The following is a 16810-nucleotide window of genomic DNA, read 5'->3' as shown; positions in this document are numbered from 1 at the left end:
GTCTGAATCGGAGTGCGTTGGAGTATGGCACGCGAATCCGGTTCCGAAGTGGTCCGGCTTCAGCGGATTTACCTTTTCAATTTCACAGCTGCAGAATCAGGGTTTTGAGCGGCGGCTGCTGATCCTTCGACGGGAAATCGCCGCCCGGCTGCATCACCGTCCACTCGCGCACCGGCCGTCCGGCTTTTTCCGCGCAGCGCAAAACCTGCTCGCGCCAGTCGTCCATGCTGACTTTCGCCAAATTGTTGCAGCAGATCAGCACGCCATCGTCCGCGGTGGTCAGCAGTGCCGGTTTGAGCAGGCTTTGATAGTCGCGCAACAGGTCGACTGTGCCAAATGCGCTTTTGGCCCAGGCGGGCGGGTCGAGCAATACCAGATCGTACTGGCGTTGTTGCAGGCGCGGATAGCTCGGCAGTTTCTGCCCGCGTCGCTGGCTGATCGGCAGGCCGGCCAGTTGGCGGATCGCGGGGAAGTAGTCCGACTGGATGAACTGCATCGTCGGCAACTGTGGGTTGAGCTGGCCGTTCTCACGACCGACCGCAAGGTTGCCCTCGGCGAAATCCAGGTTGCACACCTCGCTCGCCCCGCCTGCGGCAGCACTGAGGCCAACGCCACAGGTGTAGGCAAACAGGTTCAGCACGCTTTTGTTTTGGCTGTGCGCCTTGACCCAGCCGCGGGTGTTGCGCAGGTCGAGGAACAGCAGCGGGTCCTGGCCGGCGTGGCGGCCGCGAACCCGATAATTCAACCCCCATTCGTGACCGATCAGGTCTTGCAGCGCAGCCTGCTCGGCACGGTAGACGGTGTCTTCACGGTCGATGCGCGAGTTGCCCCGGGACCGATCGTTGTAGACCAGCAGGCTGTCGAGTCTCACTTGCCGATTGACGATGTCGTGCAGCTGCAGGAGCTCGTCGCGTTCGAGCGACTGGTGAAAGCTTTGTACCAATAATTGTGGACCGTAACGGTCGATGGTCAGGCCACCGGCGCCTTCCTGGCTACCGTGGAACAGGCGGTAGCAATCGGTGCCTTGCTGATGCAGCTCGGCAAGCAGGTCCTGGCGACGATCGAGGGCGGCGCACAGCGCCTGATTCAAGGAAGACATGCTGGGCGCCTTGCAGGAGGGAATTTGGCGCGGGAGTTTAGCAGTTACTGAGTTGCAAGCTTCAAGCTTCAAGCTGCAAGCTTCAAACTTCAAACTTCAAGCTTCAAGGTTCGAGCTTCAAGCTTGCAGCTGTGAGCGTCAGCTCAACCCCATCCGCCGTCGCGCCCGCTGTACCGAGCCATTGCGTACCGCCCAGCGCAACATGGGCGCGCTGCGATTGACGCTGGCGCGGATCATTTTGCGTTGCAGCAGGTTCTGGTGAACGCCGAGCATGTCGCTGGCCCAGTCCGGCAGCAAATCGATCCCGGCCTGCATCATCAAGCTGCCGAACGGCTTGGCCAGATAACTGGGGGCAGGAGCGTTCAGCAGCAGCCGCATGACCTCACGGCTGCGTGCATCGCACAGCAGCTGCGGACGCATTCGTTCAAGGTAGTCGGAAACTTCCTGCCGCGAGCGCGGTACGTCGCGCGCGCCCAGGCGTTCGGCGACCAACGCGATCTCGGCGTAATACCGGTCCTGATCGACCAGCGATAAATCCGGATTGCGATAGCGCAGGTGCGCCGCCAGGAAGTTGCTGACTTCCGCCACGTGCACCCAGGTCAACAGGTCTGGATCACTGGCCGCGTAAGCCCGGCCATCCGGCGCGGTGCCAGTGACATGCAGGTGAATGGTGCGCACTTTCTCGATCAACCAGTCGGCGTCCCGGCGCGAGCCGAAAGTGGTGCCGGAAATGAACTGCCCGGTGCGGCGCAAGCGGCCGAGCATGTCCTCGCGAAAATTCGAGTGGTCCCAGACCCCGGCCAGGGCCAGTGGGTGCAGGGCCTGCAGCATCAACGCGCTGATGCCACCGATCAGCATGCTGCTGAAGTCGCCATGCACCTGCCAGCTCACCGAATCGGGACCGAACAGGCCCGGATCGCCTTTGGGATGTTCCAGGTCAAGCTTGCCGAGGGACAGTCCGGAGAGGCTCATGACCTGGCTTTCGATGCGGCTGCGAATGAATTCCATGGCGACTCAGTGGCGAAAAAATGGGCTCTCGTGGAGCGAAGCTTGCTCGCGAAGACGGTAGCGATAACGCGGGTGTTCTGGATTAGCGCGTTGTCCTCACGTCCTTCGCGAGCAAGCTTCGCTCCTGCATTGGGCGCATGCGTTATTGATTCAGACGCTTATCAACCAGCTCCTGAACCACGCTCGGGTCAGCCAGCGTAGAAGTGTCGCCCAGTGTATCCAGTTCATTGCAGGCAATTTTGCGCAAAATCCGCCGCATGATCTTGCCAGACCGGGTTTTCGGCAAGGCCGGCGCCCACTGAATAAGGTCCGGTTTGGCGAAACTGCCGATTTCCTTGCTGACATGGGCCAGCAGTTCTTTCTTCAATTCGTCATCGGGCTCGGTGCCGTTCATGGGGGTGACGAAGGCGTAGATGCCCTGGCCTTTGACGTCATGGGGATAACCGACGACGGCGGCCTCGGCGATGCTGTCGTGCAACACCAGCGCACTTTCCACTTCGGCGGTGCCGATGCGATGGCCGGAAACGTTGATGACGTCATCGATGCGTCCGGTGATCCAGTAATCGCCATCTGCGTCGCGACGGGCGCCGTCGCCGGTGAAATAGTAGCCAGGGTAGGGTTTGAAATAGGTGTCGACCATCCGTTGTGGATCGCCGTAGACACTGCGGATCTGTGCCGGCCAACTGGATTTGATCGCCAGCACGCCACTGCCGGCGCCTTTGATTTCTTTGCCCGTTTCGTCCAGCAGCACCGGTTGCACGCCGAACATCGGTTGTGTCGCGCAGCCGGGTTTGATCCGCTGAGCGCTGACCAAAGGGCTGAGCATGATGCCGCCGGTTTCGGTCTGCCACCAGGTGTCGACGATCGGGCAACGCTGCTCGCCGACGACATTGAAGTACCAGTCCCACGCTTCCGGGTTGATTGGCTCACCGACGCTGCCGAGTAATCTGAGGCTGGCGCGGGAAGTTTCCTTCAACGGTTCGGCGCCTTCGCGCATCAGGGAGCGCAGGGCGGTCGGCGCGGTGTAGAAAATATTCACGTGGTGTTTGTCGATGACGTGCCAGAAACGCGAGCTGCTTGGGTAGCTCGGCACGCCTTCGAAGATCAGCGTGGTGGCACCATTAGCCAGCGGGCCGTAGACGATGTAGCTGTGGCCGGTGACCCAACCGACGTCGGCGGTGCACCAGAACACTTCGTCATCGCGGTAATCGAGCACGTATTTGAAGGTCATCGCCGCTTGCAGCAGGTAACCGCCCGTGGTGTGCAGCACGCCTTTGGGTTTGCCGGTGCTGCCGGAAGTGTAAAGGATGAACAGCGGATCTTCGGCGTCCATCGGCTCGGGCGTACAGTCGTCGCTGACGTCGCGCAGGGCCTGGTGATACCAGATGTCCCGGCCTTCGACCATATTCACGTCGCCCTGGGTGCGTTCGACCACAATCACCGTGCTGACGTTCGGGCAGCTCTCCAGGGCCTTGTCGACCTTCTCTTTGAGCGGGATAAATTTGCCACCGCGCACGCCTTCATCGGCAGTGATCACGGTGCGGCAGTCGGCATCGAGAATACGATCGCGCACGGAGTCCGGGGAGAATCCGCCGAACACCACCGAATGCACTGCGCCGATGCGGGTGCAGGCGAGCATTGCATAAGCGGCTTCGGGAATCATCGGCATGTAAATGCACACGCGGTCGCCTTTCTTCACGCCGCGGCTTTTCAGCACATTGGCCAGTCGGCAGACATGGTGATGGAGTTTTTTGTAGGTGATCTGCGCGGATTCGGCGGGGTCATCGCCTTCCCAGATGATTGCGATCTGATCGCCGCGCTGTTTCAGGTGGCGGTCGATGCAGTTGTAACTGACGTTCAGCTTGCCGCCGGCAAACCAGCTCGCTGCGCCAGTCTTCAGGTTATACCGCTGAACGGTATCCCAAGGCTTGCTCCACTCGAGAAACCGGGTGGCCTGTTCGGCCCAAAAGGTGTCGGGGTGATCGATGGATTGGCGATACAGGCGCTGATAGTCGTCTTGACTCAAATTCGCAGCCCGGCGGACGGCATCGGCTTGGGGGAACGTGCTGATATCGAACATGACGGTTCCTTATTCTTGTTTTTTGACAAGGATAAAGATGCGCCGAGTCGCGAACGGGTTCAAGTCGAATGCCAAGGTGCAAAAATGTGCGGCAACACAAAATAATTGCGGGAGCGTGCAAGCTCGCTCCCGCAAGGTGTAACAGTGCGCGTTGATTAACCGCGATGGCGGCTGCGGAAGAAGTTGATCAAGCCCTGGGTAGACGGATCGTCCGCCGGAGTCTCTTCACTGCCGACCAGACGGTTGTAGACACCTTTACCCAACTCTTTACCCAACTCAACGCCCCATTGATCGAAAGCATTGATGCCCCAGACCACGCTTTGCACGAAGACTTTGTGTTCGTACATCGCCACCAGCGCACCGAGGCGACGCGGGCTGATGCGCTCGACCACCAGCGTATTGCTCGGACGGTTGCCGGGGATGACCTTGTGCGGCGCCAGTTTCTGCACGTCGGCTTCGGCCATGCCCTTGTCCCGCAACTCGGCTTCGGCTTCGGCGCGGGTCTTGCCCATCATCAGCGCCTGGCTTTGCGACAGGCAGTTGGCATAGAGCCACTGGTGGTGGTCGGACACCGGGTTGAAACTGACGATCGGCACGATGAAGTCGGCCGGTATGACTTGTGTGCCCTGGTGCAGCAACTGGTGATAGGCGTGCTGACCGTTGGCGCCGACGCCACCCCAGATCACCGGACCGGTGTCGGTGGACACGGGCGTGCCGTCCTGGCGTACGCTTTTGCCATTGGACTCCATGTCCAGTTGTTGCAAGTGTTTGGTGATGTTACGCAAGTAGTGATCGTACGGCAGGATCGCGTGACTTTGCGCACCCCAGAAGTTGCCGTACCAGACACCGAGCAGCGCCAGCAGCACCGGCATGTTCTGTTCAAAAGGCGCGCTCTGGAAATGCTGGTCCATGGTGTAGGCACCGGACAGCAGTTCCTTGAAGTTCGACATGCCGATCGCCAGGGCAATCGGCAAACCGATCGCCGACCACAGCGAGTAGCGCCCGCCGACCCAGTCCCACATCGGGAAAATGTTCTCTTCACGAATCCCGAAGGCCACGGCCGCCGCGTTGTTGCTGGAAACGGCAATGAAGTGACGATACAACTCGGCTTCCGAACCGCCCTGGGCCAGGTACCAGGCACGAGCGGCCTGGGCGTTCTTCAGGGTTTCCAGTGTATTGAAGGATTTCGACGAGACGATGAACAGCGTGGTCTCGGCGCGCAACTTCATGGTCAGTTCATGGAACTCACTGCCATCGATGTTCGCCAGGTAATGACAGCGCACGCCTTTCTGGGCGTAGGACAGCAGCGCTTCGGACACCAGCTCCGGGCCGAGGAACGAGCCACCGATCCCGATGTTGACCACGTCGGTGATCGGCTTTTCGGTGTAACCGCGCCACAAACCGTCGTGAATTCGGCCAACGAGGTCGGTGATCTGGTTCAGCACTTTGTGCACTTCCGGCATCACGTTGACGCCGTTGACCGACAGCTTGTCGCCCACCGGGCGGCGCAGCGCGGTGTGCAGCGCCGGACGACCTTCGGAAGAGTTGACGATTTCACCGTCGAACAGCGCTTTGATCGCGCCGTGCAGATCGACTTCGTTGGCCAGACCCACCAGCAAATCGCGGGTCTGGGCGTTAATCAGGTTTTTAGAATAATCCAGAAACAGGCCGCAGCTGCTGAGGGTGAACTGAGTAAAACGCTGCGGATCGGCATTAAAGGCTTCGCGCATGCTGAAATCCTGCATGGCTTGGCGGTGATCATTCAACGCCTGCCAAGCGGGCAGGGCGGTCACATCGTGAGGAGTGCGGTAATACGCCATCGCTGCGGGTTTCCTTTTTACTTGAACGGCTTTTTGAACACTAAAAATACCCGGCGCGCTGCGGTGAGCGTCCGGTCAACTGCGTCGACACGAATTCATGGCACAGGGCGAATACAGTAAACCTCGCGCTGCGATCTGTCTTGACTTTGTCTGACCCGACGGCGGTACTTTTTTATACATCAGCGCGGGGACGGTCCGACAAACGGGAGGGATAAAATGGAACGGCGGGCATTTGTCTGCAGGCCTCAGGCGGCAACAAGGCGCGAAATTGGGCAATCTTCTGTGTGTGGCAAAGCTTGCTCGCGAAAGCGCCGTATCAGCCGACGCAGATGTCGGATGTGGCTGCCTCTTCGCGAGCAAGCTTCGCTCCTGCAAATTGGATGGCGTGTCTCAGGCCGGCGTGTCGAGATTCAGGTGCAGGTTATCGATCAACCGCGTAGTGCCGAGAAACGCCGCCACCAGAATCACCAGATCACGATCTTGCGCCGTCGCCGGGCGTAAGGTCAGCGCATGGCGAATCTCCAGATAATCAGGCCGCAGGCCAGCCGTCTCCAGCGTTTGCAACTGCCCCTGCACCAGCGCCGGGAAGTCACGATTACCTTGTTTGATCGACTCGGCAATCGCGTTCAGCGCGCGGTAAACGACCGGCGCAACCGCTCGCTGTTCTTCGCTGAGAAAACCATTGCGTGATGACAATGCAAGGCCATCCGCTGCGCGGACAGTCGGCTCGCCAATGATCTGCACCGGCATGTTCAGGTCGTGCACCAGGGCGCGGATAACGGCCAGTTGCTGGAAGTCTTTCTGGCCGAAAATCGCCAGATCCGGCTGAACCATGTTGAACAACTTGCTGACCACCGTCGCCACCCCTTCGAAATGCCCGGGGCGACTCGCTCCGCACAGGCCTTCAGAGAGTTGCGGTACGCTGACGCGCGTCTGCCCGGCCATGCCGCCGGGGTACATTTCTTCGACCGTCGGCGCAAACAGCAGATGGCAACCGCCCTGAAGCAGTTTTTCCTGATCTGCTGTCAGGGTGCGCGGGTACTTGTCGAGGTCTTCGCCAGCGCCGAATTGCAGCGGATTGACGAAAATACTCGCGACCACAAAATCAGCGCGTTGGCTGGCCTTGGCGATCAGCGCGATGTGCCCGCTGTGCAGGTTGCCCATGGTCGGGACGAAGGCAATGCGTTTGCCTTCGCCACGGGCGCGAGCCACGGCGGCTCGCAGTTCGCGTACGGTTTTGACGGTGTTCATGCGGAAAATCCGTGTTCGATACCCGGGAAAGTGACGGCTTTGACTTCGCTGACGTAAGCGCCCAATGCAGCCTGGATGTTCTGCTGCCCGACCATGAAATTCTTGACGAATTTCGGTACGCGACCCGTGATCGACAGCCCCAGCATGTCGTGCAACACCAGCACCTGGCCGTCAGTGCCGCTGCCGGCCCCGATGCCGATGACCGGAATCTTCACCGCTTGAGTGATCTCTTCGGCGAGCTCGCTCGGCACGCATTCCAGCAGCAGCATTGACGCGCCGGCCTGTTCCAGAGAAATGGCGTCGGCACGCATCTGCCGCGCCTGGTTTTCATTACGACCCTGAACTTTATAGCCGCCCAGAATGTTCACCGACTGCGGTGTCAGCCCCATATGCGCGCACACCGGGATGCCACGCTCAGCGAGCAAGCGGATCGAATCCGCCAGCCACAAAGCGCCTTCAACCTTGACCATGTGCGCACCGGCCTGCATCAGCAGGGCGCTGTTGAGCATGGCTTGTTCGGTGGTGGCGTAGGCCATGAACGGCAGATCGGCAAGTATCAGTGCGTCGCGGTTGCCCCGTTTGACCGCCGCGACGTGGTAAGCCATGTCTGCAGTGGTCACTGGTAGCGTGCTGTCGTGACCCTGCAACACCATGCCGAGGGAGTCGCCCACCAGCAACACTTCAACGCCAGCCTCATTACAGGCTTGGGCAAAAGTCGCGTCATAGCAGGTCAGCATGGTGATTTTTTCACCTTTTTGCTTGAGACCTTGCAGCGTGGTCAGGGTGATGGCTGGCATGAAAAGTTCCTCGTTCAGGCGCTGTTGACACTATTGCGAGTAACGCGCGTGATTCTGCGTGAAATACAGGCGCACGGTCTGTTGTCGTGCTTTTAAGGCCTGGATTGCGCCCTTGTGTGCCGTGTTGGCGGCAGCGGGACGCCTATAGTCGTGAGGAGAACTCGGGAAGTCAATTGCATGTGTTACCGCGTTGTTACGTGGGCGGTGTTACCGAAGTAACTGATGCGATTCAGCAGCAGCGGATCGTATGCTCGGCACGATTCACTGTGGGAGTGAGCCTGCTCGCGATGGCGGTGTGTCATGCAGCAGCTTTATTGAATGACCCACCGCCATCGCGAGCAGGCTCGCTCCTACAGGGATTTTTTTCAATTCGGGGGGAGGCGTTCCAGGCCGACAAACGGGCAGGCGGCGAGTAGGGCTTTGAGGCTGCGGCCATCGGCCAGTCGCAAATCCGCAGGCGCCAGTTCGGCCAGCGGGTACAGAACGAAGGCACGTTCCTGCATATGATAATGAGGGACTTTGAGGCGCGGCTCATTGATCAGTCGATCCCCGAACAACACAATGTCGAGGTCCAGCGTGCGCGGGCCCCAACGCTCGAGGCGCTCGCGGCCCTGATCATTTTCGATGGTTTGCAGCGCGTCGAGCAGGTCCAGCGGCGCGAGTTCGCTATCGAGTGCAGCGACCGCGTTGGTGTAACGCGGCTGGCCGGGTAGCAGCGAATCGCTCTGATAAAACCCCGAAACCCCGATCAGCTCAGTCTGCGGCAACCCGGCCAGCGCCTCGACGGCGCTGCGCAGTTGCTCCACCGGGTCAGCCAGATTGCTGCCCATGCCGATGTAAATGCGTTCCATGCTTACTCGCCCGTGGCACTCGGAGCGCCGGCGGTGCGTTTGCGCTTGGCACCGCCGCTACGACGACGTTTGCGCGGCGCACCGGTGCCGTCGTCCTTACCGCTGAGGTCGCGGATCATGTCGCGGCGTTCGCTGTCGTTGGCGTCCTGATAATCCGTCCACCACTCGCCGAGACCGTCTGTCTGCTCCCCGGCGCTTTCGCGCAGCAACAGGAAATCGTAACCGGCGCGGAAGCGCGGATTGTCCAGCAGCAGGTCTGCACGTTTGCCACTGCGACGCGGCAGGCGTTCCTGCATGTCCCAGATCTCGCGAATCGGCATGGTGAACCGTTTCGGGATCGCAATGCGCTGGCACTGTTCGGCGATCAGCTCGTGGGCTGCTTCCTGCATCGCCGGGATTGGCGGCATGCCGCGTTCCTGCAGGCGCAACACGCGAGCGGGCAGGGCCGGCCACAACAGCGCTGCAAACAGGAAGGCCGGGGTCACCGGTTTATTCTGCTTGATCCGCAGATCGGTGTTGCTCAACGCTTCACTGATCAATGTGTGGGTATAAGTCGGGTTGTATTCAAGCGCCTCGGCACTGGCCGGGAACAACGGATCGAACAACTGCAGGTCAACCAGCATTTCGAAGGTGTCCGCCGCATGCCCGGAAAGGAACAGTTTGAGGACTTCTTCGAACAGGCGAGCCGAGGGGATCTCGCGCAGCATCGGCGCCAGTTCCCGAATCGGCGCAGCGCTGTGTTTTTCGATGCCGAAGTTCAGCTTGGCGGCGAAACGTACGGCCCGCAACATTCGCACCGGGTCTTCCTGGTAGCGCTGCTTGGGGTCGCCGATCAGACGGATCAGGTGATTGCGAATGTCGTGTACGCCATTGGCGTAATCGAGAATGCGCTCGCTGACCGGGTCGTAATACAGGGCGTTGATGGTGAAGTCGCGGCGTTGCGCATCTTCTTCAAGTGTGCCGTAAACGTTATCGCGCAAAATGCGCCCGCTTTCGTTGCGGGAAGACTGGTTGCTGTCTTCCTCCTCGTCGTTTTGCGGGTGATTGGCGCGGAAAGTCGCGACTTCAATGATTTCGCGGCCGAAATGGATATGCACCAGTTTGAAACGACGGCCGATGATTCGCGCATTGCGAAATTCCGCGCGCACCTGCTCAGGCGTGGCGCTGGTGGCAACGTCGAAATCTTTCGGGGTGATGCCCAACATCATGTCACGCACGCAACCGCCGACCAGATAAGCCTGGTAACCGGCGTTCTGCAGGCGCTCGACAATATTCACCGCGTACCGGCTGAATTGTCCTTTTTGCAACGAATGCTGGCCGCTATTGAGCACTTCAGGCGTGCTGCGGATGTGTTGCGTATGACGCTTGGGAGAACGGAATGACTGGAACAACTTCTTCAGCATGGGATGCACTGTTTGAAGGAATGTTCGGCCATAACGAAGAATGACCGCATGATGGGCGGGGATTCTAGCATTTAGTCAGGGGATGGTGTAGGAAGCTGCGCAAGCGGCTGAAGGACTTGTCAACGGCAGGGTATGTAGCAGATGTCGAGCAGCGCGAGGCTGTGTCCGGCTGTGGATAAGTGGTTAGCCATGTGCTCGCGGTATCTAGTGGCACCGGGTCTTGGGGGGCGCAGCCTCGCGCTGCTCGACAGCTGCTACAAGGGTGCGTATGGCAGAAACTACAAGGGGAGCCGAAGCTCCCCAAGAAAGTAGTTGCATGCTCTGTTTTTATTTTTGATTCGGGCTTTTTGTTTTTGTTAAGTGCCCGCGTCATGAAGTTTCCTTCGTGACCCTCCCAATCGGGAGCCAAGAGCAAACGGATTGCTTTGGTCGCTGTGCTGCAGTGATCTTGCGATCCAACCAGTTCAGGCTCTGTCTCGGGACAGTTTTTGTTGTTCTCGGCCTGGTCGTGGGGCTAGCCCCAAATACAACGCCTCTCCAAAAGAATCAGTTAGCTACGCCTCTCGCCGTCTTGTTTTTATTGTGCGTGAGTCGATTCGTCTTATTTTTATTGTCTTGTGCAATGCTTGTTATTGTTCTTGTACCAAACATATAGCAGGGGGCGTGCCAACTTTGATGATTCCCGCTAAAACAAGGGGTTGCGGTGCCTGGGTGGCTTTTTCATGGCACAAAAAAACCGGGGCTTCGTTACCGTAAGCCCCGGCTTTTGTTACGCGAAAAATCTGAGGTAACAGTTTCTTCACTCGATCACGCGTTACCTGCACATCGTTCAGGTGACATTCAGCTTTCGCTGGCCACCCCGGTCTTGCGGCGCGGAATGCCCAGGCGCTGCCGGCGTTCCCACAGACACTTGCGACTGACACCGAGTTTGCGCGCCAGCTCGGTCTCGGTCATGTGGTCCTGATGCTCAAGGACGAAATGCTGGAAATAATCTTCCAGTGAAAGGTCCTCGGTCGGCTCGTGGCTGTTACTGCCGGTATTGTTGCCTTGTTGCGGAGGCAGGCCGATGAAATCCTCGTCCTCCAGATCGCTCAGCTCAATGTCGATGCCCAACAGCTCGGCAGAAATTTCCGGGCTTTCGCACAGAATGACTGCACGCTCGACCGCGTTTTCCAGCTCGCGTACGTTGCCCGGCCAGGAGTAATGACGAATCGCCTGCTCGGCGTCCGGGGCAAACTTGAGATCGGTGCGGTTGACCCGCGCGCTCTGCCGCGCCAGGAACGCGTTGGCGATTTCATTGACGTCGGCACCGCGCTCGCGCAGGGCCGGCAGTTTCAACGCAATAACGTGGAGGCGATAAAACAAATCCTCACGGAACTGGCCGATCTTGGACAGGCTCTTGAGGTCGCGGTGCGTGGCGGCGATCAATCGCACATCAACCTTCTGCGACTGCACCGAACCCACGCGCCGAATCTCGCCTTCCTGCAAAACCCGCAGCAGACGGGCCTGGGCCTCCAAAGGCAGTTCACCGATTTCATCGAGGAACAAGGTGCCACCATCCGCCGCTTCAACCAGTCCGGCCCGCCCGGCGCTGGCGCCGGTAAATGCGCCTTTCTCGTGGCCGAACAATTCGGATTCGATCAGGCTTTCCGGAATCGCCGCGCAGTTGACCGAAATCATTGGCGCCTTGGCGCGTCTGGACAAATTGTGCAGGGCTCGCGCCACCAGCTCTTTACCGGTGCCTGACTCACCCTGGATCAAAACATTGGAATCGGTCGGCGCGACTTTGCGGATCTTGCTGTACAGGTCCTGCATCGGCGGGCACGACCCGATAATGCCGATCTCGCCGTTGCTGTTATCGATCCCGGTTTTCGCCATACCGTTAACTGTCTTGCCGGAAACCGGTTCGCTGCCGGCAGGCGTCGCTTGCCGATCACGCAGAATGCGCGCAACGGCCTGAAGCATTTCGTCATGGTCGAAAGGTTTGGCAATGTAATCGACTGCGCCCATCTTCATCGAGTCGACCGCCGAGCGCAGGCTGGCGTAGCTGGTCATGATCAGCACCGGCGTACCCTGGCCAAGTTTGATCAGCTCGGTGCCCGGTGCGCCCGGCAGGCGCAGGTCACTGACGATCAGGTCGAACGTGGGAATGGTGAAGCGTTCTTGTGCTTCCTGCACTGAACCGGCTTCGCTGACCTGGTACTGGTTACGTTCCAGCAGTCGGCGCAAGGCGGAGCGGATAATTGTTTCGTCTTCGACGATCAAAATGTGCGGCATTGATTCGATACTCTCGACGGTCTCAGTTCACAGCGGACGTCGCTTCGACATGACGCGGCAAGGTCACCCGGATACGGGTGCCGCGCTGGCTTTGAACATCAGCCGGGCTGTCGATGGTGATTTGTCCATAATGCTCTTCAACGATGGAATAGACCAGTGCAAGGCCCAGACCGGTGCCTTCGCCCGGGTCCTTGGTGGTGAAGAAAGGTTCGAACAATCGGTCCATGATGTTCTTCGGAATACCGCTGCCTTCGTCTTCAACGATCAGATCGACCGTGTGTTCGCCGGCTTCGCTTTTGACCCGCACTGCACTGCCGGGAGGCGAGGCGTCTCGGGCGTTGGAGAGCAGATTGATCAGCACTTGTGCAAGACGTTGTGGATCGCCTTCGACCCAGTGATCCGGGTCGCACAGGTTGTAGAACTGCACTTCGAAATTGCGCCGGTTCAGGGCCAGCAGGCCGATCGCGTCCTGCGCCACTTCGGCCAGACAAACGGGCTCGTCGCTGTGCTGATGGCTACCGGCATGGGCAAAGCTCATGAGCGACTGAACGATGCGCGAGACGCGTTTGGTCTGTTCGAGGATCTGCCCGCTGATTTCCCTCAGCTCGCCATCGTCCTCGCGCTCTTCGCGCAGATTTTGCGCCAGGCACGCGATACCGGTGATCGGGTTGCCGATTTCATGGGCCACGCCCGCCGCGAGTCGGCCGATGCTGGCTAGCCGTTCGGAGTGCACCAGTTTGTCTTCGAGCATCTGCGTTTCTGTCAGGTCTTCAACCAGTAGCACCAAACCGCTGTTGCCCGGCGCGAGCGGCTCGTCAATCGCTGCTTTGTGCAGGTTGAGCCAGCGCGTCTGGCCGTCGAGAGCCAGATGCTGTTTGTGCAGATGTTCATCCGGCAGGTTGATGAAGCCCTGCAGCAATTCTTTCCACGGGTCGACGATAGTGCTCAGGCGCGAGCCGACCACACGCTGCGCGGCAATCCCGGTCAACTCTTCCATGGCCCTGTTCCACATGAGGATTTCCTGATCCTTGGCCAGCGAGCAGACACCCATCGGTAGCTCCTGCAGGGTCTGACGGTGGTAACGGCGCAGGGCATCGAGTTCGGCGGCGAGGCCGGTGAGGCGCGAGTGGTAGTCCTCGAGGCGGCTCTCGATAAAGTGGATGTCTTCGGTGACGTAATTTTCGCCGCCGGCCTTATAAGGCAGGAAGGTTTCGACCATGTCCTGCGCGACGCTTGGGCCCATCAGGCCAGAGAGGTTGGCTTCGATGCGGTCGCGCAAACGTCGCAGCGCATACGGCCGTCGCTCGTCGAACGGCAGATAAAGGTCGCGCAGGGCCTGCTCGACTTCCTTCTGCGCAGCCTTGGCGCCCAAGGGTTTGGCCAGTTGCGTGGCAAATTCCTGAGGCGAGGCGGCATGCAGTTCCCGGCGTTGCGGGCGGCGCACATTGTCGACTGCGCAGGCTTCGGCGGCGCTCGCCTCTTCGGGGCTGGCATTGGTAAACAATGAAATCAACGTGAACATCAGCACGTTGGCCGCCAGCGAAGCGATTGCAGCCATGTGCCAACTGGTGTCATCGAGCACATAAATCATGTTCAGCAGCGGAATATAGAAGCCCTGCAGATTGCCGACCAGCGGCAACAACATGGTGACCACCCACACCAGAATTCCCGCCAGCAAACCGGCGATGAAGCCGCGACGGTTGGCGGTCGGCCAGTACAGGACCGAGAGCACGCCGGGAAGGAATTGCAGCGTAGCGACGAAAGCGACGATGCCCAGGTTGGCCAGGTCCTGTTCCGCGCCGAGCATCAGATAGAAACCATAGCCGGCCATGATGATCGCAACGATCAGCGCCCGACGGGTCCATTTCAGCCACCGATAGATATTGCCTTCCGCCGGCGGCTGATAGAGCGGCAGCACCAAGTGGTTGAGCGCCATGCCCGAGAGGGCCAGGGTGGTGACGATGATCAGGCCGCTGGCGGCCGACAAACCACCGATGTAAGCCAGCAATGCCAATGCTTTGCTGTTGGCGGCGATGCCGATCCCCAGGGTGAAGTATTCCGGATTGGTGGTGGCGCCCAGTTTCAATCCGGCCCAGAGAATCAGTGGCACCGCCAGGCTCATCAGCAGCAGGAACAGCGGCAGGCCCCAGCTGGCGCTGACCAGTGAGCGCGGATTCAAATTTTCGGTGAAGGTCATGTGATACATATGCGGCATCACGATCGCCGAGGCGAAGAACACCAGCAACAGCGTGCGCCATGGGCCTTCCTGCAGCGGTGTGTGCAGGGCGGCGAGGGCGGTCTGGTTTTGCAGTAGCCACAATTCGAGCTGTTGCGGACCGTCGAACACACCGTACAACGCATACAGGCCGACACCGCCAATGGCGATCAGCTTGATCACCGACTCGAAGGCAATCGCGAACACCAGCCCTTCATGCTTCTCGCGCGTGGCAATGTGACGTGAACCGAAGAAAATCGTGAACAGGGTGATGAGTGCGCAGAAGCTCAGCGCCACGCGATGCTGGACCGGCTCGCGGGTGAGGATGCCGATGGAATCCGCCACGGCCTGAATCTGCAAGGCCAGCAACGGCAGCACGCCGATCAGCATGAAGATCGTGGTCAGCGCCCCGGCCCAGGTGCTGCGGAACCGGAACGCGAACAGATCGGCCAGCGACGACAGTTGATAAGTGCGGGTGATTTTCAGGATCGGATAGAGCAACACCGGCGCCAGCAGAAACGCGCCGGATACCCCGAGGTAACTCGACAGAAAGCCGTAACCGTATTGATAGGCCAACCCCACGGTGCCGTAAAACGCCCAGGCACTGGCGTAAACCCCCAGCGACAAGGTGTACGTCAGCGGGTGACGAATGATCGCTCGCGGGATCATGCCCCGTTCGCTGATCCAGGCGACGCCAAACAGCACGGCCAGATACGCGGCGCTGATCAGGATCATCTGGGTCAGGCTAAAGCTCATCGGCATCTTTTTGGCTCTGCAGGATGAAGGTCACAACGATCAGAATCAGCCAAAGCAGATAGGGGCGATACCAGGCGCCAGTGGCGTCGATCCACCAATCCATGATGGCGGGGGAGAACAGGTAAATCCCCACTACCAGAAGCAGGACCAAGCGATAGATGTACATCCCGGCCTCTCTTTTTTATGCGCGTGCCCGAAAACGTGCGGCGATGTTAACGGATGGGTGCGCCACTGCAAGTGCGATCACTGCAGTTGCGCTTCAGGCAGGGCGAACGTGCGCGGGATTGTCAACGCATCCCAATGGGCGACGCCCCAGTTCAGCACTTCTCGCGGTGTCGCGTACGCCAGTTCGGTGCCAGGATGCTGCCCGAGTGCGCGCAGGGCCCGCAGCAATAAAGGCGTTGCCTGATCTTCCGTCAGCGGCGGCGAGCGGTACGACTTGCCAAGTTTGTTGCCGTCCGGCTGGGTGATCAGCGGGATGTGCAGGTAGCGCGGCTGCGCCAGTCCGAGCAGTTCCTGCAGGTAAAGCTGGCGCGGCGTCGAGTCGAGTAAATCGGCACCGCGGACGATATCGGTAATACCTTGCCAGGCGTCATCGAGCACCACGGCCAGCTGGTAGGCGTAGAGGCCGTCGCGGCGGCGGATCACAAAATCGCCGACCTCACGGCCCAGATGCTGACGGAATTGGCCTTGCACCCGGTCGATAAAGTGATATTCCAGCTCCGGTACGCGCAGGCGAATCGCGGCGTTCTCGGTGCCATGACCGGCATTGCGGCACGAGCCCGGATAAATGCCGTGATAAGGCTCCAGTTGTTTGCGCGAGCAGGTGCAAGCGTAAGCGAGGCCATGATTGAACAGGCGATTGAGGACTTCGGCGTAAGCGTCGTGCCGGTCGCTCTGGCGGACCGTCTCGCCGTCCCACTCGAAACCGTAGCGTTCCAGTGCGTTGAGAATCGCCTTCTGCGCACCCGGTTCTTCGCGCGGCGGATCGAGGTCTTCCATGCGCATCAGCCAGCGCCCACCGACCGAGCGTGCGTCGAGGTACGAGGCCAGCGCCGCCACCAGCGAACCGAAATGCAGATGGCCACTGGGCGTTGGTGCGAAGCGTCCGATGTAGGGAGTGGCCGTCATAAGGGCAATGTATTTCCGGTCATGCGCCCGGCCCCAGTGGGAGCGAAGCTTGCTGCGAAGGCGATTGCTGGTGCGCAGCCAATATCAGCAACTTGCAGAAACAAAAAACGGAGCGTTCGCAC

General features: G+C 59.7%; 12 protein-coding genes. All 12 read right to left on the bottom strand.

Annotated elements, in window-relative coordinates:
* Window positions 1–82 precede the first annotated feature (82 nt).
* Entirely contained in the window at window positions 83–1099 is a 1017-nt protein-coding gene (locus tag ACYZT1_RS21140; RefSeq protein WP_462016554.1) for a class I SAM-dependent rRNA methyltransferase, read from the bottom strand.
* 138 nt (window positions 1100–1237) lie between these two features.
* Complete coding sequence (locus ACYZT1_RS21135; protein ID WP_462016553.1) at window positions 1238–2107, bottom strand: oxygenase MpaB family protein; 870 nt, start codon at window positions 2105–2107, stop codon at window positions 1238–1240.
* 142 nt (window positions 2108–2249) lie between these two features.
* The gene (gene acs / locus ACYZT1_RS21130; RefSeq protein WP_462016552.1) at window positions 2250–4187 is read right to left on the bottom strand and encodes an acetate--CoA ligase; all 1938 of its coding nucleotides are present in this window, start codon (window positions 4185–4187) and stop codon (window positions 2250–2252) included.
* 155 nt (window positions 4188–4342) lie between these two features.
* Entirely contained in the window at window positions 4343–6007 is a 1665-nt protein-coding gene (gene pgi / locus ACYZT1_RS21125) for a glucose-6-phosphate isomerase (RefSeq protein ID WP_462016551.1), read from the bottom strand.
* A 390-nt stretch (window positions 6008–6397) separates the two neighbouring features.
* Window positions 6398–7258 carry a pantoate--beta-alanine ligase gene (gene panC, locus ACYZT1_RS21120; RefSeq protein WP_462016550.1) on the bottom strand — a complete coding sequence of 287 codons (861 nt, stop codon included), beginning with the start codon at window positions 7256–7258 and terminating at the stop codon, window positions 6398–6400.
* On the bottom strand, window positions 7255–8055 hold the full coding sequence (gene panB, locus ACYZT1_RS21115; RefSeq protein ID WP_462016549.1) for a 3-methyl-2-oxobutanoate hydroxymethyltransferase: 801 nt from the start codon (window positions 8053–8055) through the stop codon (window positions 7255–7257). Before panB ends, panC begins: the two co-directional genes overlap by 4 nt.
* A 365-nt stretch (window positions 8056–8420) precedes the next feature.
* Window positions 8421–8906: a 2-amino-4-hydroxy-6-hydroxymethyldihydropteridine diphosphokinase gene (gene folK / locus ACYZT1_RS21110; protein ID WP_462016548.1), complete on the bottom strand. Its 486-nt coding sequence runs from the start codon at window positions 8904–8906 to the stop codon at window positions 8421–8423.
* Between the two features lie 2 nt (window positions 8907–8908).
* Entirely contained in the window at window positions 8909–10309 is a 1401-nt protein-coding gene (locus ACYZT1_RS21105) for a polynucleotide adenylyltransferase PcnB (protein ID WP_028623023.1), read from the bottom strand.
* A gap of 840 nt (window positions 10310–11149) precedes the next feature.
* Window positions 11150–12586 (bottom strand): sigma-54-dependent transcriptional regulator, encoded by a 1437-nt coding sequence (locus ACYZT1_RS21100; RefSeq protein ID WP_462016547.1) that lies wholly within the window; start codon window positions 12584–12586, stop codon window positions 11150–11152.
* Window positions 12587–12608: 22 nt separating this feature from the next.
* Window positions 12609–15563, bottom strand: a complete 2955-nt coding sequence (locus ACYZT1_RS21095; RefSeq protein ID WP_462016546.1) for a sensor histidine kinase — start codon at window positions 15561–15563, stop codon at window positions 12609–12611.
* Window positions 15547–15723 (bottom strand): hypothetical protein, encoded by a 177-nt coding sequence (locus tag ACYZT1_RS21090; RefSeq protein ID WP_003176118.1) that lies wholly within the window; start codon window positions 15721–15723, stop codon window positions 15547–15549. Before ACYZT1_RS21090 ends, ACYZT1_RS21095 begins: the two co-directional genes overlap by 17 nt.
* A 77-nt stretch (window positions 15724–15800) precedes the next feature.
* Window positions 15801–16688: a tRNA glutamyl-Q(34) synthetase GluQRS gene (gene gluQRS, locus ACYZT1_RS21085; protein ID WP_462016545.1), complete on the bottom strand. Its 888-nt coding sequence runs from the start codon at window positions 16686–16688 to the stop codon at window positions 15801–15803.
* Between the last annotated feature and the right edge of the window lie 122 nt (window positions 16689–16810).

The sequence above is a fragment of the Pseudomonas sp. PB3P13 genome, assembly GCF_054897735.1.
The sequence above is the reverse complement of the archived record's forward strand: the minus strand, read 5'-3'. Positions and strand labels throughout refer to the sequence as shown.

Coding starts and splice junctions, on each gene's coding strand:
- ACYZT1_RS21105 (WP_028623023.1), bottom strand. CDS start 10,309: ATGCTGAAGAAGTTGTTCCAGTCATTCCGTTCTCCCAAGCGTCATACG.
- ACYZT1_RS21100 (WP_462016547.1), bottom strand. CDS start 12,586: ATGCCGCACATTTTGATCGTCGAAGACGAAACAATTATCCGCTCCGCC.
- gluQRS (WP_462016545.1), bottom strand. CDS start 16,688: ATGACGGCCACTCCCTACATCGGACGCTTCGCACCAACGCCCAGTGGC.
- pgi (WP_462016551.1), bottom strand. CDS start 6,007: ATGGCGTATTACCGCACTCCTCACGATGTGACCGCCCTGCCCGCTTGG.
- ACYZT1_RS21095 (WP_462016546.1), bottom strand. CDS start 15,563: ATGCCGATGAGCTTTAGCCTGACCCAGATGATCCTGATCAGCGCCGCG.
- ACYZT1_RS21140 (WP_462016554.1), bottom strand. CDS start 1,099: ATGTCTTCCTTGAATCAGGCGCTGTGCGCCGCCCTCGATCGTCGCCAG.
- ACYZT1_RS21090 (WP_003176118.1), bottom strand. CDS start 15,723: ATGTACATCTATCGCTTGGTCCTGCTTCTGGTAGTGGGGATTTACCTG.
- panB (WP_462016549.1), bottom strand. CDS start 8,055: ATGCCAGCCATCACCCTGACCACGCTGCAAGGTCTCAAGCAAAAAGGT.
- acs (WP_462016552.1), bottom strand. CDS start 4,187: ATGTTCGATATCAGCACGTTCCCCCAAGCCGATGCCGTCCGCCGGGCT.
- ACYZT1_RS21135 (WP_462016553.1), bottom strand. CDS start 2,107: ATGGAATTCATTCGCAGCCGCATCGAAAGCCAGGTCATGAGCCTCTCC.
- folK (WP_462016548.1), bottom strand. CDS start 8,906: ATGGAACGCATTTACATCGGCATGGGCAGCAATCTGGCTGACCCGGTG.
- panC (WP_462016550.1), bottom strand. CDS start 7,258: ATGAACACCGTCAAAACCGTACGCGAACTGCGAGCCGCCGTGGCTCGC.